Source organism: Sediminibacillus albus, from assembly GCF_900101125.1.
GTDB classification, from domain to species: domain Bacteria; phylum Bacillota; class Bacilli; order Bacillales; family Amphibacillaceae; genus Sediminibacillus; species Sediminibacillus albus.
This window is the reverse complement of the sequence record NZ_FNFL01000008.1, coordinates 1-21,638: the sequence shown is the minus strand read 5'-3', so window position 1 is coordinate 21,638 and position 21,638 is coordinate 1. Positions and strand designations below refer to the sequence as shown.

Genomic DNA, 21,638 nt, shown 5'->3' with positions numbered 1-21,638 from the left:
TGCTTCAATCTTTTTTGTTATCTTTAACTGTCAAGTTTAACTCATCTAACTGTGTCTTGCTGACGCTTCCTGGCGCTTCCGTTAGCAAATCGGAAGCAGAAGCTGTTTTCGGGAATAAAATGGTGTCCCTTAAGTTAGTCCTGCCTGCCAGCAGCATAATAAACCGGTCAAATCCTAAAGCAATCCCGCCATGTGGAGGTGCGCCATTTTCAAGTGCATCTAACAAAAAGCCGAATTGCTCTTCTGCTTCTTCTGCAGAAAACCCTAAAACCTCGAACATCTTGTTTTGCATTTCCCTTTGATAAATACGAAGGGATCCACCGCCAAGCTCATAGCCATTAAGTACTAAATCATACGCTTCTGCCTTCACTTCACCAGGGTTAGTCTCAAGCTTTTCCATATCTTCCTGTACAGGCATGGTAAATGGATGATGGGCTGCGAAATAGCGGCCTAATTCCTCATCATACTCCAATAACGGCCATTCAGTTACCCAAAGGAAATTAAACTGCGTTTCATCAATCAATTTTAATTCCTTGCCAAGTTTTAAGCGAAGTGCTCCTAAACTTTCATGTACTACTGATGTTTTGTCAGCAACGAACAATAATAAATCTTCATCTTGTGCTGCAAGCAAGCTTTGTAAGTTCCCTGCTTCCTCGTCTGACAAGAACTTAGCTATTGGGCCTTTTAACTCGCCTGACTCTACTTTAAGCCATGCCAATCCTTTGGCCCCATAAATCTTGACGAATTCTGTGAGCTGGTCAATATCTTTCCGCGAGTATTCAGATGCTTTCCCTTTTACATTAAGGGCACTTACCTTGCCGCCAGACTCGACGGCACTGCTGAATACTTTAAAGCCAGATGCTTTGACAGCCTCAGATACATTGACCAGTTCCATGGAAAATCTCGTATCAGGCTTATCCGATCCATACCGTTCCATCGCTTCATCATATCCCATTCTTACAAATGGAGTTTCAATATCAATTCCCTTTACTTGCTCCATGACCTTTTTCATCATTCTTTCTGTCATAGCCATTATTTCTTCACTTGTCATGAAAGAAGTCTCTATGTCTATTTGAGTGAATTCAGGCTGCCGGTCTGCGCGTAAATCCTCGTCACGGAAACATCTTGCAAACTGAAAGTATTTCTCAAAACCTGAAACCATAAGTAATTGCTTGAACAACTGCGGGGATTGAGGCAGAGCGTAGAATTCGCCAGGATGCACTCTGCTTGGAACTAAATAATCCCTTGCCCCCTCTGGTGTGCTTTTGGTAAGCATCGGTGTTTCCATTTCCAAGTACTCTTCTTCGTTTAAAAAATTTCGAATGACTTGTGTAGTCTGATGACGCAGTTTGAAGGTGTTTTGCATTGGTTCTCTTCTAAGATCAATGTAGCGATATTTAAGACGCAAGTCTTCAGCTACGTCTGTTTCGCCTTCAATTTGAAAGGGAGGAGTTTTTGATTTATTCAGGATCGCCAGCCTGGTTGCCAAAATTTCAATTTCGCCGGTTTCCATTTTAGGATTTACAGTCGATCCATCTCTTTCCACTACTTCTCCGTCTATTTCTACAACAAATTCGCTTCTTACTTTTTCAGCAATTTCTAGTGCTTTCTCAGATGTCTTTGGGTTAAATACGACTTGGACAATACCGGACCTATCCCTTAAGTCAATAAATATTAATCCACCCAAATCACGCCTTTTTTGAACCCAGCCTTTTAATTTCACATGGCTTTGTATATCTTCTCTTCGCAATTTCCCGGCCATCTGTCTAATTTGCTTCATTTTATTTTTCTCCTTCCAGCTCTTTTTGCAAGTGGGCAACCAATTGGAGCAATGAAACATCAACTTGATTGCCGGTTGCCATATCTCTCACTTTGGCAATATTATTTTCCAATTCCTCTTCGCCTAAAACGACAACATATTTAGCTCGAATCCGGTCGGCAGTTTTAAACTGGGCTTTGAATTTTTTACCCTGATAGTCTTTATCAACTTGGATGCCTGCTTTCCTTAACTGATAAGTCAAACGAACAGCCTCTTTATTAGCTTTATCTCCAAGAGAAACAAAATAACAATCCAGCCCTTCGTCTACAGGCAGCTGAATATTCTCTGCTTGTAAAGCCATCAGTAATCTCTCCAAACTCATTGCAAATCCAATTCCCGGAGACTCTGGCCCTCCCAGCTCTTCTACTAGTCCATTGTAGCGACCGCCGCCCGAAAGGGTTGTAATTGCCCCAAATCCTTCTGCTTCACTCATAATTTCAAAAGCTGTATGATTATAATAATCCAACCCGCGCACGAGATTCTTGTCAACTTGATAATCTATCCCCATATTATCAAGGTGGCTCTTCACTTCCTCGAAGTATTGCTTCGAAGATTCATTCAAATGATCCAAAATGGAAGGAGCCGACTCCATAGCTGGATGATCACGGTCCTTTTTACAATCGAGAATTCTTAGTGGGTTTTGTTCTAAACGAAGCTGGCAATCGGCACATAAGTCTTCTTTATATGGAGAGAAGTGCTGGACAAGAGCTTCGCGATGGCTTGTACGGCTTTCCGCATCCCCCAAACTATTAATTACCAGTTTAAGTGAACGGAGACCTAATTCCTGATATGCATTCATTGCCAAGGCAAGCACTTCCGCATCGACTGCTGGGTCAGCACTCCCTAATGCTTCAATGCCAAATTGTACAAACTGCCGCATCCTTCCTTGCTGGGGACGTTCATAGCGAAACATCGGACCGAAGTAAAAAAGCTTTGTTGGTTGATTAGGAAGTCCGAATAGTTTGTTTTCCACAAATGCCCGGACAACCGAAGCAGTACCTTCCGGCCTCAATGTTAAACTTCTGCCTCCCCTATCTTCAAAAGTGTACATTTCTTTTTGGACAATGTCGGTACTATCACCAACACCACGCTGGAAAAGTTCCGTATGTTCAAAAATAGGTGTACGAACTTCTTTATAATTATAACGCCGGCATAAATCGGTCAAAGATTTTTCAATGTACTGCCAGTTTTCGATGGTTCCCGGCAGCAGATCCTGTGTACCCCTAGGTGCTTTCATATTCATTTGATAACCCCCTGTTTTATAAATTTTTATACAGGCAGGCAACGGGGATAATGTTTTAACGAAAAAAAATAAACTCCCGTCCCTTAAATAAGGGACGGGAGTTTACCCGCGTTGCCACCCTAGTTGAAGTGCATATATCATGACTTCCACTTACACAGTTAACGCCTGCAAGACGTTTGTATTTACTCGCTTCAATACAAAACCTCCGGAACGTCTTTCAGCAGATCATCATGTGAAAATGCTCTCAACCGCCGGCATTTCCTCTCTGTCCATGTGTAGTTCTGCTTACTTTTTCCATCAATGGTTATTCGATTCGTATTTAGAATTGTTTATAATCATAATCTTTGCCGTTTAAGTTGTCAAGCACGGTTTAGTTTTTCTTTTAATTTTTTTACATCCATTAAAGAGATACCGAGTTCTTCAGCAATTTCCATGCGGTTTAACTGCCCTTCAATCTCCATGAACTTATGATAATTGGCCCCAAAAATACTCTTTGATACAGACTGCATATCAGCTTGTTTCTGGTTATACCTCATTGGCTGCTGCTCCTCCTCTTATTGTTTCTATAGGCAATGTAGTAAGCGTAGAAACAAAAAGTTTATAATTCTGCTTAAGTTAAAATTAGTTATGTCCATTTTTTAACTGCTTATTCCCAAACAGATGAATAAACAAAGCGTTGAGCAATAGAGGTTTTTTCGTAGAGCAATTCGAAGTTGCCTTAGGCCGCTTGTTAACAAAATAACAAAAAGGCTTGTCCATTTTCTATCTCATTTCAAATGAACAACCTTTTATTAATTCAACGGTCAATGCTATCAATTATCAATGTCACTGGTCCATTATTCGTAAGCTTCACTTCCATGTTTTCGCCAAATTCACCGGTCTCGACATGAATGCCTTCCTCTGAAATAAGCCTGTTAAACTCATTATACAAATAGTTGGCAGGCTCCGGTTTGGCTGCGGCCATAAAATTAGGCCTACGCCCTTTCCTTGTATCTCCATATAAAGTGAACTGGGATATCGACAGGATGCCCCCGCCTGCATCTTTTAACGATAAATTCATCTTTTGCTGCTCGTCTTCGAATATACGTAGATGCACAATTTTGTTCGCCAAATACTTGGCATCTTCTATTGTATCCTCATGTGTCACTCCAAGCAATACAACTATTCCTTCATTGATCTGGCCTGTAACCTGGTTGTTGACAGTTACTCTGGCACCTTTGGTCCTTTGGATGACAGCTCTCACTTCTTTACGCACTCCTTATTGCAGCATTCTCGTCACGGTATAAACATCTTTTATTTGTTTTAGTCTTTCTACAATTTTACGTAAGTGGCTGATATTATGAATCAGGATAGTAATATGGATCAAGGCCATTTTGTTACGATCCGATTTACCGTTAACTCCGATAATATTTGTCTTCGTTTCATTAACTGCTTGCAGGACTTCGTTCAATAACCCGCGGCGGTCGAAACCTGAGATTTCTAAATCCACATGGTACTGCTTGGTTTGAGCATCATTATTTTCCCATTGCACTTCCAAAATCCGGTCTCTTGCTTCTTCTGTTTGTATATTAGGGCAATCCGAGCGATGAACGGAAACTCCACGCCCCTTGGTAATATATCCAACAATATCATCACCAGGCACTGGATTGCAGCACTTTGATAAACGTACAAGCAAGTTGTCGACGCCAGCCACCCTTACACCCGAGTCTCTTTTGCGCGTATTCGGTGATTTTACTTCCGTTTTCGCGACACCTTCTAAAGTTTCCTGAAGATCCTGGTTTTTCAGGCTTTGCTTTTTATGCTTTTCTGTCAGCCTTGTAGCTATTTGAGCAGCAGTGATTCCTTGATATCCAACGGCAGCATACATATCTTCTTCGTTGCTGAAATTAAATTTTTCAGCAATCTTCTTGATATTTTCTGCTGTAAGAATTTCTTTGGGTTCGAAGCCAGCTGCCTTCACTTCTTTCTCGACCAGTTCTTTTCCTTTTACTACATTTTCATCACGGCGCTGTTTTTTGAAAAATTGCTTTATCTTATTTTTCGCCTGTGATGTTTGGGTAATACTTAGCCAATCCTGGGATGGTCCGTAGGAATGCTTTGAAGTCATTACTTCTACAATATCCCCAGTACTTAAATGGTAATCCAATGGCTCCATTTTTCCGTTGACGCGGGCGCCAATCGTTTGGTTTCCTACTTCCGTATGGATTTTATAGGCGAAATCAAGCGGAACTGACCCTGAAGGGAGCTCAATAACATCCCCTTTTGGAGTAAACACGTAAACCATGTCGGAAAACAAGTCAACCTTCAATGATTCCATGAATTCTTCTGCGTCATGTGTTTCATTTTGCCATTCAAGTATTTCCCGGAACCAGGTTAACTTTGCTTCTGAATCTTTTGTATTATTATCGAGACGTTTCCCCTCTTTATAGGCCCAATGGGCAGCTATTCCAAATTCTGCGATTTCGTGCATTTCTTTTGTCCGGATTTGCACTTCCAACGGGGCACCTTTTGGTCCAATGACTGTTGTATGCAGCGATTGATACAAATTGGGCTTAGGCATAGCTATATAATCCTTGAATCTCCCGGGCATTGGCTTCCAGCACGTGTGAATGATGCCCAAAACGGCATAGCAATCCTTAATACTATCTACAATTATCCGCACAGCTAATAAGTCATAAATTTCATTGAATTGCTTATTTTGCATAGCCATCTTTTTATAGATACTGTATAAGTGCTTTGGCCGCCCTGAAAAGTCAGCGTTTATATTGACTTCGTCCAATTGGTTTTGGACTTCCTGCATAACTTCCTCAATATAATTTTCACGTTCTTCACGTTTTTGTTTCATTAAATGCACAATTCTATAATATTGCTGAGGATTCAAATACCTTAACGCTGTGTCCTCTAATTCCCACTTTATGGTAGATATCCCTAAGCGATGGGCTAGCGGCGAAAAGATTTCCAATGTTTCATTAGAGATTCTCCGCTGTTTTTCCGGAGGTAAATGCTTAAGCGTGCGCATATTGTGCAATCTATCAGCTAGTTTAATTAGAATTACCCGGATATCCTTGGCCATTGCCACAAACATCTTCCGGTGATTTTCCGCCTGTTGCTCCTCTTTTGATTTATACTTGATTTTCCCGAGTTTGGAGACACCATCAACAAGCATTGCAACCTCGCTGTTGAATGCTTCCTGCAGTTGGTCCACTGTCACATCTGTATCCTCAACAACATCATGTAAAAATCCACTGGCGATCGTCTCAGGATCCAATTCCAGATGCACTAAAATGCCGGCTACTTGAATCGGGTGGATAATATAAGCCTCGCCGGATCTGCGGTACTGGCCCTCATGAGCTTCTTCGGCAAATTTGTATGCACGTCTGATAAAGGCAGTATCTTCTTCGGAAAGATACTCGCCAGCTTCCTTTATTACATCTTCTGCTGTCAAAATCTTATCTTTCGACATTTAATCACCTTAGTTTCTTTTTACTACTGAACACTGGTCGTGAACAGTTTATTTATTTATCTACCTCTTGTAACCCGACAAAAACTGCGAAAATTTCTATTAAAAAAATCACCATAAGATGATGATGCTTTCTTCTAGTATTAAAAAAAGCTTACCAAAAGTAAAGAAAAAAATTCAATTAGCAATTATATCTACTTTAACATGTAAGTGGCAAAGGCTGTAAAACAAGGAGCACTCAAAAGAGCACTCCTTAAAAATATCAGTATGACATCAAAGATAATACATCATATGCTTCTAGTTTTTCACGGCCGTGTAAGTATGTCAATTCAATAAGAAAAGCACAGCCGACTACTATTCCGCCAAGCTCCTCTACTAATTTAATGGTCGCCTCGATCGTACCCCCTGTTGCTAAGAGGTCATCGGTTATCAGTACGCGCTGGCCTGGTTTAATCGCGTCTTTGTGGATGGTAAGGACATTCTTGCCATACTCTAAGCCGTAATCAACTTTAATTACTTCTCTTGGCAGCTTTCCCTCTTTCCTAACCGGGGCAAACCCGACTTCCAAAGCATAAGAAACAGGGCAGCCGACGATAAACCCTCTTGCCTCAGGACCAACCACAAGGTCTATATCGCGGGTGCGGGAATATTCTACAATTTCATCTACGGCTGATTTATAAGCTGTGCCATTGTCCATCAGGGTCGTAATATCCTTAAATTTCACGCCTTCTTTCGGCCAATCTTCTACAACGGTAATATATTTTTTATAATCCATAACTAACTTCCTCCTTAGGTGATCCACTCTGCACCATATGTTGATTAAACCAGGCTTTTAACTCATTATACGAAGAATAATATAATAACTTTTCTATTTTGAGCCTATTCTGTTTCTTTTGATAAGTATATGCTTCAGTTAAATCTTTTTTGGATGGATTAGAATGCGGCGTCAAGACACCATCCTCTATTTTAACAAAGTCAAGCTCAAAAAACACTTGGCTGATAAACTTTATTTTTTCCGTTTTCCATCCTTTATAGGCAGCTAATTTTTCTATTTCATTATCCATTTTAAAATATTTACGTTTTAAAACCATGGCGTAGAACCATTTGAAATCTTCCCGCGATGGAATTACTTCCATGTATTGCCCGCTGCTTTCATAGAAACAAGCAAAAATGTTTCTAGGCTGCAAGTGATGAATAAGATATTCCAATTCTTCTATTTTATCAGGAAGATCCAATAAAATAATACTGTCAAAACCTTCCTGCCTCCACTGTTCCACTTCTCCCTTTTGAAAAAGGACAGGAGAAATTTCTGCAGGCAGGCGCTGCTGCTGTGCATCAGCCTTTTGAAAGCTGATGGCCAAGCTTTCGTGGAACAGTTCCGCCGGAATCTGTTTGCCTAAATGCCGGGAACCTCGGTAATCGAATAGCTGCCACGTGTTAACAGCCATATCCTTAATCATTATCTGCAGTTTTTGCTTTCCATTCCACTCATTAATTTGCAATTCACCGACAACTTCAAGCGCCGACCGTGAAGCGATTTTAGCGTAAAGGTCTCCCAAACCGAATGCTACCCCATCCAGTTGCTTTTGTTTATGTTGAAAAACAAATTTCAAGTGATTTTTCTGACTGCCTATTTGGCGAATTTCTGCCGGCTCAGAATTCAAATGAAATAGCGGCTTCGGATTTCCCATACCAAACGGAGCCAGGCTGCCAATTTCCTTAATTATATCTAAACTTAATTCGTCGATAACTATCGTTGAATCAATGGTAAGCACTTGTTTGTAATCTTCTGGAGACAATCGTTCTCCTGCAATTCGGTTCAATCGTTCCCGCAATACTTCCACATTTTCTATAGGCAGTGTCATGCCTGCCGCCTGGGCATGGCCGCCAAAATGGGTAAATGTATCCCTGATCTCCATACAGTTTTTAAATAAATCGAAAGCCTCGATACTCCTTGCCGAACCCTTTGCCTGCTGCTTTGCTGTATTTATCGATAGAACAATGGCAGGACGGTCATATTTTCTAACAAGTTTGGAAGCAACGATTCCAAGTACGCCCTCATTCCATCCTTCTTTAGCAGCCACAATGACATTCTCTCCTGTATCGCCAGCTTCCACTAGCGCCTCGGCTTCTTTTGCAATATCTGCCACGATTTTTTGTCTTTCCTGATTAAGCTGCTGGACAAATGATGCTAAATCCTCCGCCTCTTCCGGATTTTCTGTGAGCAGCAAGTCGACCGCCATATTGGCATCTTGCAGCCTGCCGACTGCGTTTATTCGCGGGCCAATCAAAAATCCAATATCATCTTCTGTAATTGATCCCTCGATATTACAAGCAGCCTTTAGCGCTTTAATTCCTGGACGTTTTGTTTGCGATATCGACTTCAATCCATAGGAAGCAAGAACCCTGTTTTCATCAATTAAAGGTACCAAGTCAGCAATTGTGCCGATTACCACTAAATCTAGCAGATGCTCAGGTAAATAGCCGAGTAAGTATTGGGCAAATTTAAAAGCGACCCCTACTCCTGCCAATTCCTGGAATGGGTATTCTGTAGAACATTTCGGATGGACGATAGCTAAAGCATCGGGAAGCTGTTCCTGGACTTCGTGGTGGTCTGTGATAATTAGATCCAGCCCGAGTTCTTTGGCGATAGCTGCTTCATGGACAGCAGCTATCCCGTTATCCACCGTAATGATTAATTGAAACCCGTTATCTTTAGCCTCCCGAAAGGCTTGTTCGTTTGGCCCGTATCCTTCTGTAAATCGATTAGGAATATAATATGAGCAATCAGCACCTAATTCTCTTAAGGCTTCCAGCATAACGGCAGTAGAACTAACCCCGTCAGCATCATAGTCGCCATACACAAGAATTTTCTCACCGTTATCGATTGCTTGTCTGACTTTTTGAGAAGCCTTTTCAATATCATGCAATAAGGCCGGCGCATGCAGGTCTTCCAGGCTGGGATTTAAAAATTTATCAGCCTGGTCTTTCGTAAAAATCCCGCGCTGAAATAACAACCGACCGGTTAGCGGAGACAAATCGAGATCCTGGTTAAACCGGGTGTCGCCGTCCAATTCATTATATGTAAATTTCCAATTTGCTTGGCTTCGTAACATAAACTCACCCCTGACCCACTTATTATACTAGAGTGGATCAGGGGTCGCAAACAGATTCTGATTAAAGAAAATTAATCGTCATTCTTCACAGACACAGCGTCGGCTTTATCTGCCTGCCCTTCCTTGAGGACTTCCGGATCAGCCGCGCTTTCAGATGGTTGATGATCTTTTCGGCGTAAAGACCGTATCTCTTTTTGCAGCCGCAACACTTTAACTCCACCAACTGCAGCTGTAATCATCCCCCCCATTAAAACGGAAACAAGGATTACTAGTATCAGAGGAGCATTTCCCTCGCCAAATAAATAATCGACTTCTACCGGATCTACGTTGATTACAGCAAATATAGCCACAATCAAAGCGAAAACAAGCGCCAATATGATATAGGTTTGACCTTTCATTCGATCCCCTCCTTTTTCTATCACTGTCGGGCAGGAAATATAGTAACAGTACATTGATATACTTCCCAACAGCGATAATAAAAAAACCCCCGTATAAACGAGGGCACTGAAAAACGGAAGCTCTATGATAGGTAGATTTTTATAAAAGCGGTCTGTGTGGAATTTAATTTCCATATAGTTGATATTTTCCTTTGCCGAATAAGCTGTATCTCCAATGGCTTCCTTCACTTCTAACCCAGCTTGTATAACAAAAAAGAGTGATTTTCTTTTATACATCAAAGAAAATCACTCTTTTTAAATTTCGAGCCGAAGATCCACTTGGTCAAGTGATTTTCTTGACCGGTTAGCTGAGGCCGTGCCCGCGGCCACCGGCCGATTCGTGGAATCAACAGCAAACGTTGACAGCCCCTTTAGATTAAAAAGGACTTTTTCAGTGGCCTCGTATAAACAGGGGGGCTGAAATCAAACTTGCGGTCCGCCAGTTTGTTTCGACTTAATATAGTTGATCGGTTTCTCTTTAATATTTCTGCCGCGTAAGATCATCCATAATTGGGCGGCTATAAACAAGGAAGAGTAAGTACCAGCTATTAACCCGACCACTAGCGCAAAGGCAAAGTTTGTAATGGAAGATGCTCCAAAAATCAACAGCATCAAAGCAGCAAATACAACAGTAATCACTGTATTGAAACTTCGCGCCAAGGTTTGCATTAAGCTTCGATTAACAATTTTTGCAAGCTCGCCAAATGACTTGACCCGTTTTTTCAGCTTTAAGTTTTCCCTAATCCTGTCGAAGGTTACAATCGTATCATTTATCGAGTAACCAACAATCGTAAGAATGGCTGCGATAATCGTTATATCGAACTCCAATCTGGTAATGCTGAACAAGGCCAGTATGAAAAAGGCATCATGCAGCAGCGCAATAATCGCCGTTAATGCAAAGAAAAACTCAAATCTGAATGTGACATAAATAATTATACACACCGAAGCATATAAGACGGCTAAAACAGCATTTCTGGCAAGTTCTTGTCCCACTACAGGGGAAACCGTGCTAATACTTGGGTTGCTTCCATATTTTTCTCCGAAATAATCCTGCAGATCAGCTACTTCTCCTTGCCCTAATACAGAATCAAAGCGTGCGACAGCTATTTCATTATTATCGCCTGAAATGACAATCTGTTTCGGAGAATGATCCAATTCCGCAAAATCTTCTTCTATCTCTTCTTTGGTAACACTTGAATCCGCTAATATTTCAACCCTGGAACCACTGGTGAAGTCAATACCGAGGTTGAGCCGGAAGACGGCTAAACAAGCAATGCCCGCAATGATCAAAATGAAAGAAATGGCAAAAAATTTCTTTCTCTGTCCCACCAAATCAAATTTGCGGCCAAACATTTTTGGTTCGATTTCTTCTTTTACCGATTTATCCTGTATCTGATTTTTGTTGATTCCAAACCAACCAGGACGTTTATTCAGGAATCGGCTGTTCACCCAAAGGCCGAGAAATAGCCTTGTACCGAAAACCGCGGTGATAAAGCTTACAAGAATACTGATAATCAGCATTGTTGCAAAACCTTTCACAGAACTTGTGCCGAATATAAACAATACGGCTGCTGCAATCATTGTTGTTATGTTGGCATCCAGGATGGTAGACAGGGAATTTTTGTTCCCAGCCTTGAAGGCAGACAGGGTCGACTTACCTGTTTTCAACTCTTCTTTAATACGCTCATAGGTTATGATATTCGCGTCCACTGCCATCCCTACTCCAAGAATCAAAGCAGCAATACCAGGAAGCGTCAGTACTCCATTCATCCATTCGAAGACGAGCAAAATCAAATAAATATAAATGCTCAATGTAATCGATGCAATAAACCCAGGAAAGCGATAATAAGCAATCATAAATAGAAAAATCAGGCCGACACCTAGAAATCCAGCAAAAACCGTTTTATCCATTGCCTGTTGACCAAATTGCGCGCCGACCGAAGTAGAGTACACTTCATTCAATTTTAGCGGCAAAGAACCTGCGTTTAAGATGTCTGCCAGTCTTTGTGCGGATTCCACTGTAAAATCCCCATTAATTTGCACGTTAGAAGTATTTAACGTTTCGTTTACTTCTGGAGCAGAAATATACTTGGGATCTTCTTTTTGTGATTCTTCCTCAAAAGAATCACCTTCTTCATAATCCATCCAAATTACCAGGCGGTTATCCGGTCTAGGCATCTGGGAAATCTGTCGGGTAACATCGGCAAACTTGGCCGGATCCTTTAATTGTAAGGTCACTATCGGTTGATTGGTCCTCGAGCTGAAATCCTGCCTGGCACTGCCTTCCTTTAAATCAGATCCGTCTAAATATTCCTTGTCATTGACATCCCTGAAAGACAGCTCTGCTGACGTGGACAACAATTCCCTTGCTTCACTTTGGTCTTCCACACCTGCCAGCTGGACGCGAATCCGGTTTGGCTCTTCGATGTTGAAGTTCGGCTCGTTCACTCCCAGAACGTCTATCCGTTCCCGCAATGACTCTGTCGTTGCTTCTAAAGCATCCATGCTGACGTCCGGGTCACCATCCAATGTCTCTGCCTCATAAAGCACTTCAAACCCGCCTTGAAGATCCAACCCTAATTTTATATCTTTCGTTATTCCTGTAATCGTTGTCCCAATCGTCCCTGCAAAAATTAATACGATTAGAAAAAAGGCAACGATTCTGCCTCTTTTTACCATGCTGTAAGTGCCTCCTCTACTCCATCTGCTTGCATACCACATATGTAGTTGAATATGTCTTCTTTAAAAAAGATTAATAGTGTCTCAAAAGCAGTTCATATACTCTGTTCGTTTCCTGCGCATAGGAACATTATAGAAATTATTTACATCAAGGTCAATGGACATTAAGTAACTTCATTATCTTCCGGACCGGATAAAGCAGCTATGGAGGCCATTAAATCACTGTCCTGGTAAGCCTGCACCGTCAAATAACTCATATAAATGTTAGAACTTAAATGAAAGATATCTCCAACGACTTCATGCACTTTCTTTTCGGGATTTCCCTTCCAGACTTTTTTTTGCAGGCAATTCCAAATATCCCGGGAGGTGGCACGCGAATATCCCATCAATTTGAATTCCTCTACTTTACTATCTAAAACCGTGCCCATTTCTTTCTTCCACTCATTTACAGGCTTTGCTTCTGCCACAGGTGCTCCCCCTTTTTCCTTATCCTTTTCTAAATATAATCATGCCAGCCTGTCATGCTTGGCCAACTCTTTTGCATATATTCATTGTATATGAAATTTAAAAAATTGAGAAGGCAGGTCGTTCAATGTGACCAAGCAAACATTTTTACAAGGAACCTTAATATTAATATTAGCTGGAATGATAACCAGATTCTTAGGCTTCATCAATAGAATCATCGTAGCGCGATTAATGGGTGAAGAAGGTATCGGCCTCTATATGATGGCATTGCCGACACTGTTCTTAGTGTACACACTAACACAATTCGGTCTGCCGATCGCTATCTCCAAACGGGTTGCCGAAGCAGAAGCACATAATGATTTATATAAAATTAAAAAAATAATGGTTATTTCCCTTACGGTAACAGGTACACTAAGCATCTTTTTTATGATCGGTATGGTTATGTTTGGACCTATCGTGGCTACTAAATTTCTAACAGATGAACGAACCCTTTATCCGTTACTGGCAATTAGCCCGATGGTGCCGATCTCAGCTATTTCCTCTGTGATCAGAGGCTATTTCCAGGGCCGGCAGAATATGAAGCCACAAAGCTATGCCCAGGTCATTGAACAAATCGTCCGGATTTGTTGTGTCGCGTTCCTGGTAAAGCTTTTCCTGCCATATGGTGTAGAATTTGCTGCGGCAGGAGCAATGTTTTCTGTTATAGTCGGTGAGCTCTGTTCGTTATTCTTTATGATAAGAATGTTTAAAGCAAAAAAAAGGGTGAAAATCAGAAGCAATTTTGTTCAGTATATTAAAACAGGAAGACAAACATTTAACGAACTAATGTCAATAGCATTGCCGGGTACTGGCAGCAGGCTTGTCGGGTCTATTTCTAATTTTATGGAGCCTATTCTAGTATCTCAAAGCTTGGCGATTGCCGGATTCCAAACGGTTGCAGCTACCAAGATGTACGGAGAATTAACTGGATATGCACTGCCTCTACTTTTCATGCCGACATTTATCACCCATTCACTGGCAATAGCGATGGTCCCTAATATCAGCGAAGCTGCTGCCAAGCAGAATAATAAGCTGGTACACTACCGAATCCACCAGGCAATTAGAATATCTTTCGCCTCTGGAGCATTGTCGACGGTTATATTGGTGCTGTTTTCGGTCCCTATTTTGAACTTCATGTTTGGCACCAGCGATGCCAGTCGCTTTTTAGTATTAATGGCTCCTTTTTTCATCTTTTTATATGTTCAGTTTCCATTGAACGCTGCCTTACAGGCGTTGAACTATGCTAAACAAGCAATGTGGAACAGCATTATCAGCACTGCGGTTAAATTCGCGGTTTTAGTTGTCTTTGCAACTAACCCGCAGTTTGGCATCATGGGCGTTGCTCTAGGTATGATAGTCGGAGTCGTACTCGGGACCATGCTCCATTTAGCTACCTTGATCAAAGTAATCTCTTTCCGGCTTCCATGGCTGGATTTTATGAAAATGACTGTATTGTTTTTAGCCACCTGGTGGACTGGAAGCCAATTAAAGCGACTTTTCCCTCTATATGAAAGCAATATTGCCTTTTTTCTCGCTGTACTGCTCGTCTTGTCTGCCTTCTATTTGTTTCTATTATTCCAATTCAAGTTTCTTAGTAAAGAGGAACTTCGGCAACTGCCAATCCTTCATAAGTTTATAAAGTAAAACAAAAGAGATGCAGCCATCTGCATCTCTTTTTCAATTTACCTCTTCATCTTTCTGATCAATAAAAAAGCGATTTGCCTGATCAATCGTGCAAAATGATACATTTTTAACGGCCAACTGACGTTTTTCTAATTCAGCGAGAAGCCATTCTTTTGATTTTTCAATTTTTTTCAAGGAATCATACTGTATTTTGCCATCTACTATTAAAGGCACGACATAACCCTCAGAAGAGATACTCCCGTTCTCGCTATAAGATTTTTCAAAGACAGACAGCTTTCCGGATGATTCCAAGATGGCAAACTCCACATCCTGGATACTCTTTGTGCCATTTTCCCGCAACTGCTCCATTAAATCGTTGAAGTTATACCGCTGCTTCCGCATTTCATGCTCATCAATTTTCCCTTTAGAAATAATGACAGATGGCTTCCCCTCAAACCATCCCCGAAAAAACTGATTTTTCAAGGAGACCCATGCTGTCAGACGCTGAATAAATAACAATATACCCATAGGTATTAACGCTTGTGCTAAATTGGATTTTGGATCCTCTATTGAGAAGACAGCCATCTCGGCGATCATAATAAAAACTACAATATCAAGTAAACTCAATTCGCCGATTTCCCGTTTACCCATCATCCGGAATATGATGACCACAATTAGATATGTCAAAACCGTACGGAATACAATCTTCCCTACTTCCAGCTCCATAACCAGGTTCCTTCCTGAAAACGAAATCACCTGTATTGTATCCTGAGAACAGAAATTTATACCCTTAAATCATCTTGCTATATCCCTTGTTGAAAAGGTACCAAATAGCGGAAATAGACATAGACAGTGGCTATGATCAGGGAGATAATTACTAGAGGGATACCATAAGTTAAAAAGCGAATGAAAGATATCCTTTGCCCGTTTCCTTCAGCTAGACCAGCTACTACCACGTTTGCAGAGGCGCCGATCAAGGTGCCATTGCCTCCTAAACAAGCTCCCAGTGCTAAAGACCACCATAATGGGTCTAAATTTGCCATCCCGTAGGATTGAAACTCTTTGACCACAGGTATCATAGCAGCAACGAACGGTATATTATCGACAATTCCCGAGAAAATTCCAGCTGTCCACAAAATCAATAGAGCGGTAGAGGGTAAGTCGCCTTCTGTTATCATCATGATACCTCTGGCCAATTCATCAATCACCCCGACCTTCTCTAACCCGCCAACCAGCATGAACAGTCCGATAAAGAAAAATAAAGTTATCCATTCAACTTCTTGAAAAACCTTTTCTGTTCCAGCCTCCTTATCAGTTAACAGCAATAATAGTAAAGCTCCAGACACGGCAACAGTAGTCAATTCTATATGGAAAACCGGATGGAGTAAAAAACCGGTGATCGTCATAGCCAATACAGTAACCGACTGGTATAACATTGGTGTTTTACGAAGATAGGTACTACCTCTCATACTCATCAGCTGATCGATATGCTCTTCACTTTTCTCAAGTTTATTGCGGAATAATAAAACAGTTGCGGTAAGCATGATTGAAAATAAAATTAATACGACAGGACCAAGATGGACGATAAACGACAAAAAGGTCAAATGTTCAACTGCCTGGCCAATCATAATATTGGGAGGATCACCGATAAGTGTTGCTGTTCCTCCAATATTTGCACTGAATATGATAGTCAACAGATAAGGAAAAGCAGGTAACTTCAAAAGCCGGGTCAAGGTCAGCACGATTGGCACAAACAAAAGAACAGTTGTTACATTATCCAATAAGGCGGACCCCAAAGCTGTCAATACTGAGCAGCCAATCAACAGCGGGATAGGCGAACCCTTTACTTTTTGTGCAAAGGTAATCGCGATAAATTCAAAGAGTCCAGTTTTTTTAGTAATAGAAACAAGCACCATCATGGAAAACAATAAAGAAATGGTGTTCCAGTCAATATAATTTGTATAAGCATCCTCCCATCGATAGATGCCGGTAAGCATTAATAAGACTCCGCCTGACAATGCCACCAAAGCCCTGTTTATCTTTTCGGTCATAATGAACAAATAACTAATAACAAAGACAGCTATTGCAACGACTGCAGACATTATTTCTCCCCTTCCCCGCACGAATGCCTGAATAAGCTGCTACACACAAAAGACGATGCTTTCATCATTAGCAAAGCATTCTACCCTGCTTGTCTCGTTCCATTACTTAAATGTATTCACAACCAAAGCAAATATTTAATTCTAATTTAAAAAAACATGGAATAAGTTTATATAAATTGGACAAACACACGGGGAGGGATTCAGATGGCAAGAGAACGGGTAACCGCACTTCTTTACGGATGGATAGCAACATTGGCAATTATACTAGGAGCAAGCTTGATTTTGTCTATTCTCTTAAAGTTCACCAAATTCGGGGCATCTGCTTTGGACTTGACGACGTTATCTATCAGTGTGGCCGCGTTGTTTATCGGCGGCTTAGTAGCCGGGATAAAAGGGAAGGAAAAAGGATGGATATTAGGCAGTCTAACTGGGCTTGGTTTTATCATTTTCATTCTGCTTTACCAATACCTCGGATACGGGTCTGGCATTTCCTTTGCTCAATTTATTCACTATGCAGGATTTTTGGCCGCATCTTTAGTCGGCGGTATGCTTGGGGTCAATATAAGTTCCGATACTTCATCATCTAAGTAAACTAGCTAAATGACCAAAATGGCTTTAATGGTAAATAAAATATGGTATAACAAAAAAAGACTGACAACACTCGTCAGTCTTTTTGTATTAGTCTTGGGAAACTACTTCTCTGACCGCAGAACGGTCGTATGTAAGTTTCGTACCGTCTTGTACAGTTAGGACTAAGGTTCCCTCGTCTAACGCATGCACAGTTCCATGCATCCCGCCGATTGTGACTATTTTATCCCCTTTTTTCAAATCTGACTGCATTTGGCGGACTTGCTTTTGTTTCTTTTGCTGCGGACGGATCAAAAGGAAATAAAAGATAACAAACATTAAAATAATCGGTGCTAATGAAGCTAAGATATCCAATTTATATCCTCCCTTCTTTTAAAAGTTTTTTGCATTTGGTTTATTAAAACCATATTGTTCAAAGAATTCCTCTCTGAAATCGCCAAGACGATCTTCTCTTATCGCTTCGCGTACTTGCATCATTAATTCTAACAGAAAATATAGATTATGGTAAGTAGTTAATCTAAAGCCAAATGTCTCATTGGTTTTTACTAAATGCCGGATATATGCTCGTGAATAATTCCGGCAGACATGGCAGCTGCAGTTTTCATCAAGCGGTCGGAAATCCCGGGCGAATTTAGCATTTCTTACAACTAATCTACCATTAGATGTCATACAAGTGCCATTTCTCGCGACCCTTGTCGGCAGCACACAATCAAACATATCTATCCCCCGAATGGCCCCGTCTATAAGGGAATCCGGAGAACCAACCCCCATTAAATAGCGAGGTTTATTGGTTGGAAGCAAAGGTGTAGTAAATTCCAGTACTTTATTCATAACATCCTTCGGTTCACCAACAGATAAACCGCCTACGGCATAACCAGAAAAGTCCATGGAAGTTAAGTCATTTGCACTTTGGCGCCTTAAGTCTTCATATTCGCCCCCTTGTACAATTCCAAATAACCCCTGATCACCAGGCCGGCGGTGTGCTTGTAAGCACCTTTCTGCCCATCTGCTAGTTCTTTCAACAGAAGCCTTCATATAGTCATGAGCAGCAGGATATGGCGGACACTCATCAAATGCCATCATTATATCAGAACCGAGGGAATTTTGTATTTCAATCGCTTTTTCCGGTGACAGAAAAAGTTTTTCACCACTAATATGATTTCGGAAGTGGACTCCTTCCTCTACTATGTCCCGCAAATCGCTAAGACTGAAAACCTGGAAGCCTCCGGAATCTGTTAAAATAGCTCCATCCCAATTCATAAATTTATGTAGGCCGCCCGCTTCCTCGATAATATCTTCTCCTGGACGTAGCCAAAGATGGTAAGTATTGGATAAAATGATTTTGGCACCCATCTCTTCTAACTCTTCCGGGCTCATCGTTTTAACGGTCGCAAGCGTGCCAACCGGCATAAACATTGGTGTTTCGAAAGATCCATGGGGCGTATGAACCCTTCCCAGACGCGCTCCTGTTTGTTTACATGTTTTTATATGTTCATAGGTGATTGGCATGAATAGCTCATCCCTTTCTTTATCTGCTATATTGTGATTTTAAAGAATCAACATCGCGTCTCCAAAACTGAAAAAACGGTAGCGGTTATCAATTGCTTCTTGATATGCTTTCAAAGTAAATTCTTTACCTGCTAACGCGCTCACTAACATGATTAATGTCGATTTAGGCAAGTGAAAGTTAGTAATAAGCCCGTCGATAGCAGTGAAATGATACGGAGGATATATAAAAATATCTGTCCAGCCGCTAGCCTGTTGGAATACCCCTTGATTATCCCGTGTAATTGTTTCTAACGTTCTTGTTGAGGTAGTCCCAACGGAAATAATACGGCCGCCATCCGCCTTTATTCTATTTAGTTGATTGGCTGTTGCTTCGGTCATGTGATAAAACTCAGCATGCATATCATGATCCTCAATGCTATCTACGCTTACAGGCCGGAAAGTTCCTAACCCGACATGAAGTGTAATAAATGCAATCTCAACACCATTGTTCTTAAGTATGTCTAACAAATCTTTTGTAAAATGGAGACCTGCCGTCGGAGCAGCAGCAGAGCCTTCTTCTTTTGCGTACACCGTCTGATATCTATCCCGATCAGGAAGCTGCTCTTTGATATAAGGGGGAAGCGGCATTTCACCTAATTGTTCAAGAACTTCTAAAAAAATCCCCTGATAGTCGAACCGGACGACCCTTCCGCCATGCTCCTTAACTTCTATACAAGTGGCGGTTAGCTGCCCTTCTCCAAAGGTGATGACGGTACCTTTTTTTATTTTTTTTGCCGGTTTGGCCAGCACTTCCCACTCATCCTTATCCTGTTGATGAAGGAGGAGTACTTCGACCTTCCCTCCAGTATCCTGTTTACTGCCATACAATCTGGCAGGAAGAACTTTTGTATCATTCAATACTAAACAGTCACCCGGCTGAAGGAACGCGGATATATCAGCAAAATGGTGGTGGGTGATTGTTTGCTTGTCCCTATCAAGCACTAACAAACGAGATGCAGTCCTGTCCTGTAAAGGTGTCTGTGCTATTAGTTCTTCAGGTAAATCGAAATCAAAATCGTTAATATCCATTATATATCTCCTTACTATCAGTCACCGAAATCTCCCTATGATATAGAAAATGATAGATAAAATAACACTTACTACAATTGATGTCATAATCGGAAAGTGGAAGGAAACATTCCCTTTTTTAACACTAATATCGCCCGGAAGACGTCCGATTATTCCCCATATTAAGCCAATAATGATAAAGACGACTCCTATAACAATAAATATTTTTCCCATTCCGGTCAAGCCTCCGGCACCTCCCGGTTAAAATGTTCGTAAGCTTTCATTGTTACCTGCCTGCCTCGCGGCGTTCTCTGGATAAACCCGGTCTGCAGTAAAAACGGCTCATATACGTCTTCTATCGTCTGTGATTCTTCTCCAATCGTAGCAGAAATCGTATCTAACCCGACCGGTCCGCCTCTAAAGCCATCGATAATTCCTAACAAAAGCTTATGGTCGATATGGTCTAAGCCGGCAGCATCTACTTGCAGCATTTCCAATGCTGTTCGTGTCGTCTCCTTTGATATCTGTTTCTCGCCTTTCACCTGCGATATATCTCTTACCCGCTTTAGCAGTCGGTTGGCAATCCTTGGAGTTCCTCTGGATCTACGGGCGATTTCAGCCGCTGCATCTTTATCGATATCAACGAGAAAAATATCGGAGGTTCGTTCGACTATGGCGCATAAATCTTTTGTTTCATAGTATTCAAGCCTGCTCAAGACTCCAAATCGATCGCGTAGCGGGGCTGTTAAAAGACCGGCTCTAGTAGTTGCGCCTACAAGGGTGAACGGAGGAAGATCCAAACGGACAGACCGGGCACTTGAACCCGAGCCGATTACAATATCCAGACAAAAATCCTCCATTGCAGGATATAAGATTTCCTCGACAGCGCGCGGCAGCCGATGAATTTCGTCAATGAATAGGACGTCGCCAGCCTCCAAAGAAGAAAGGATAGCGGCCAGATCTCCTGCCCTTTCGATTGCCGGTCCAGATGTTGTACGGAATTGCACCCCCATCTCATTAGCGATAATGGAGGCCAAAGTCGTTTTCCCCAGCCCTGGCGGACCATAAAGAAGTACGTGGTCAAGCGGTTCATTCCTCATTTTGGCCGCTTCAATAAAAATCCGCAGATTTCCTTTCGCCTTGTCCTGGCCAATATATTGATCCAAATTATTTGGACGTAAGCTTAATTCCAAAGATTGATCATCTTCCTGTAATTCTCCAGAAATCATTCGTTCTTCCACATTATCTCCCCTTTATAAAGATAAGCTGTCATTCTACTGGTTGTGTTTAAAGCTATCTACCTTTATCCAATAAGCACGGAAGTTCGACTTTACCCCGCTGTTAGGCACGGCAGCGTCAAACTCCCCTCATTGCGCAGGTCCAAGTCTGCACACCGCTAAACGGGCGCTTCCTGCCTCTCTGTACGATAAGTCAACTTCGAATCGCTGACGCTCTTCGAGTTTCCTTTATCTCCTCCGATGCAGTCCAGCGCCTGCGCCGCTACCGGTCGC

General features: G+C 41.6%; 19 protein-coding genes and 1 other annotated feature. Of the genes, 2 read left to right on the top strand and 17 right to left on the bottom strand.

The window, feature by feature from the left end; translation table 11 throughout:
- Positions 1–4 precede the first annotated feature (4 nt).
- The 10 genes from aspS to BLR93_RS15970 all read right to left on the bottom strand — a co-directional run bounded on the left by aspS (position 5) and on the right by BLR93_RS15970 (position 13,221).
- Complete coding sequence (gene aspS / locus BLR93_RS16010; RefSeq protein WP_093216773.1) at positions 5–1,780, bottom strand: aspartate--tRNA ligase; 1,776 nt, start codon at positions 1,778–1,780, stop codon at positions 5–7.
- 1 nt (position 1,781) lies between these two features.
- Positions 1,782–3,062, bottom strand: a complete 1,281-nt coding sequence (gene hisS, locus BLR93_RS16005; RefSeq protein ID WP_093216771.1) for a histidine--tRNA ligase — start codon at positions 3,060–3,062, stop codon at positions 1,782–1,784.
- A gap of 87 nt (positions 3,063–3,149) precedes the next feature.
- Positions 3,150–3,372, bottom strand: a binding site (T-box leader).
- A gap of 49 nt (positions 3,373–3,421) precedes the next feature.
- Complete coding sequence (locus BLR93_RS18155) at positions 3,422–3,598, bottom strand: hypothetical protein (RefSeq protein WP_175559398.1); 177 nt, start codon at positions 3,596–3,598, stop codon at positions 3,422–3,424.
- A gap of 260 nt (positions 3,599–3,858) precedes the next feature.
- The gene (gene dtd, locus BLR93_RS16000) at positions 3,859–4,305 is read right to left on the bottom strand and encodes a D-aminoacyl-tRNA deacylase (RefSeq protein WP_093216767.1); all 447 of its coding nucleotides are present in this window, start codon (positions 4,303–4,305) and stop codon (positions 3,859–3,861) included.
- 15 nt (positions 4,306–4,320) lie between these two features.
- Positions 4,321–6,525, bottom strand: a complete 2,205-nt coding sequence (locus BLR93_RS15995; protein ID WP_093216765.1) for a RelA/SpoT family protein — start codon at positions 6,523–6,525, stop codon at positions 4,321–4,323.
- Positions 6,526–6,784: 259 nt separating this feature from the next.
- Positions 6,785–7,297, bottom strand: coding sequence for an adenine phosphoribosyltransferase (locus BLR93_RS15990; RefSeq protein WP_093216762.1), 513 nt, complete (start codon positions 7,295–7,297; stop codon positions 6,785–6,787).
- Positions 7,287–9,638, bottom strand: coding sequence for a single-stranded-DNA-specific exonuclease RecJ (gene recJ, locus BLR93_RS15985; protein ID WP_093216759.1), 2,352 nt, complete (start codon positions 9,636–9,638; stop codon positions 7,287–7,289). The genes BLR93_RS15990 and recJ overlap by 11 nt, the downstream gene beginning before the upstream one ends.
- Before the next feature lie 71 nt (positions 9,639–9,709).
- Positions 9,710–10,036, bottom strand: a complete 327-nt coding sequence (locus tag BLR93_RS15980; RefSeq protein ID WP_093217160.1) for a LapA family protein — start codon at positions 10,034–10,036, stop codon at positions 9,710–9,712.
- A 462-nt stretch (positions 10,037–10,498) separates the two neighbouring features.
- Entirely contained in the window at positions 10,499–12,754 is a 2,256-nt protein-coding gene (gene secDF / locus BLR93_RS15975) for a protein translocase subunit SecDF (protein WP_093216757.1), read from the bottom strand.
- Positions 12,755–12,918: 164 nt separating this feature from the next.
- On the bottom strand, positions 12,919–13,221 hold the full coding sequence (locus BLR93_RS15970) for a post-transcriptional regulator (protein WP_093216754.1): 303 nt from the start codon (positions 13,219–13,221) through the stop codon (positions 12,919–12,921).
- Positions 13,222–13,348: 127 nt separating this feature from the next.
- Between BLR93_RS15970 and spoVB the strand changes: the two genes are divergently transcribed.
- Positions 13,349–14,902: a stage V sporulation protein B gene (gene spoVB, locus BLR93_RS15965; protein WP_093216752.1), complete on the top strand. Its 1,554-nt coding sequence runs from the start codon at positions 13,349–13,351 to the stop codon at positions 14,900–14,902.
- 33 nt (positions 14,903–14,935) lie between these two features.
- Here the strand turns inward: spoVB and BLR93_RS15960 are convergent, their stop codons facing one another.
- Together BLR93_RS15960 and BLR93_RS15955 are read right to left on the bottom strand one after the other, a co-directional pair.
- Positions 14,936–15,607 (bottom strand): DUF421 domain-containing protein, encoded by a 672-nt coding sequence (locus BLR93_RS15960; protein ID WP_093216749.1) that lies wholly within the window; start codon positions 15,605–15,607, stop codon positions 14,936–14,938.
- 77 nt (positions 15,608–15,684) lie between these two features.
- Positions 15,685–16,983 carry an ArsB/NhaD family transporter gene (locus tag BLR93_RS15955; protein WP_093216747.1) on the bottom strand — a complete coding sequence of 433 codons (1,299 nt, stop codon included), beginning with the start codon at positions 16,981–16,983 and terminating at the stop codon, positions 15,685–15,687.
- A gap of 204 nt (positions 16,984–17,187) precedes the next feature.
- On the opposite strand from BLR93_RS15955, the gene BLR93_RS15950 reads away from it, so the two are divergent.
- A complete protein-coding gene (locus BLR93_RS15950) occupies positions 17,188–17,574 on the top strand; it encodes a TIGR04086 family membrane protein (protein WP_093216743.1) in 387 nt (128 codons plus the stop codon).
- A gap of 87 nt (positions 17,575–17,661) precedes the next feature.
- On the opposite strand, the gene yajC is transcribed toward BLR93_RS15950, so the two are convergent.
- From yajC to ruvB, 5 genes are read right to left on the bottom strand one after another with little or no spacing between them, the layout of a single operon-like run.
- On the bottom strand, positions 17,662–17,925 hold the full coding sequence (yajC, locus tag BLR93_RS15945; RefSeq protein WP_093216741.1) for a preprotein translocase subunit YajC: 264 nt from the start codon (positions 17,923–17,925) through the stop codon (positions 17,662–17,664).
- Between the two features lie 18 nt (positions 17,926–17,943).
- The gene (tgt, locus tag BLR93_RS15940; protein WP_093216738.1) at positions 17,944–19,080 is read right to left on the bottom strand and encodes a tRNA guanosine(34) transglycosylase Tgt; all 1,137 of its coding nucleotides are present in this window, start codon (positions 19,078–19,080) and stop codon (positions 17,944–17,946) included.
- A gap of 39 nt (positions 19,081–19,119) precedes the next feature.
- A complete protein-coding gene (queA, locus tag BLR93_RS15935; RefSeq protein WP_093216736.1) occupies positions 19,120–20,148 on the bottom strand; it encodes a tRNA preQ1(34) S-adenosylmethionine ribosyltransferase-isomerase QueA in 1,029 nt (342 codons plus the stop codon).
- A 21-nt stretch (positions 20,149–20,169) separates the two neighbouring features.
- On the bottom strand, positions 20,170–20,361 hold the full coding sequence (locus BLR93_RS15930) for a DUF2905 domain-containing protein (RefSeq protein ID WP_175559397.1): 192 nt from the start codon (positions 20,359–20,361) through the stop codon (positions 20,170–20,172).
- Between the two features lie 5 nt (positions 20,362–20,366).
- Positions 20,367–21,368, bottom strand: a complete 1,002-nt coding sequence (gene ruvB, locus BLR93_RS15925; RefSeq protein ID WP_093216731.1) for a Holliday junction branch migration DNA helicase RuvB — start codon at positions 21,366–21,368, stop codon at positions 20,367–20,369.
- Positions 21,369–21,638 lie beyond the last annotated feature (270 nt).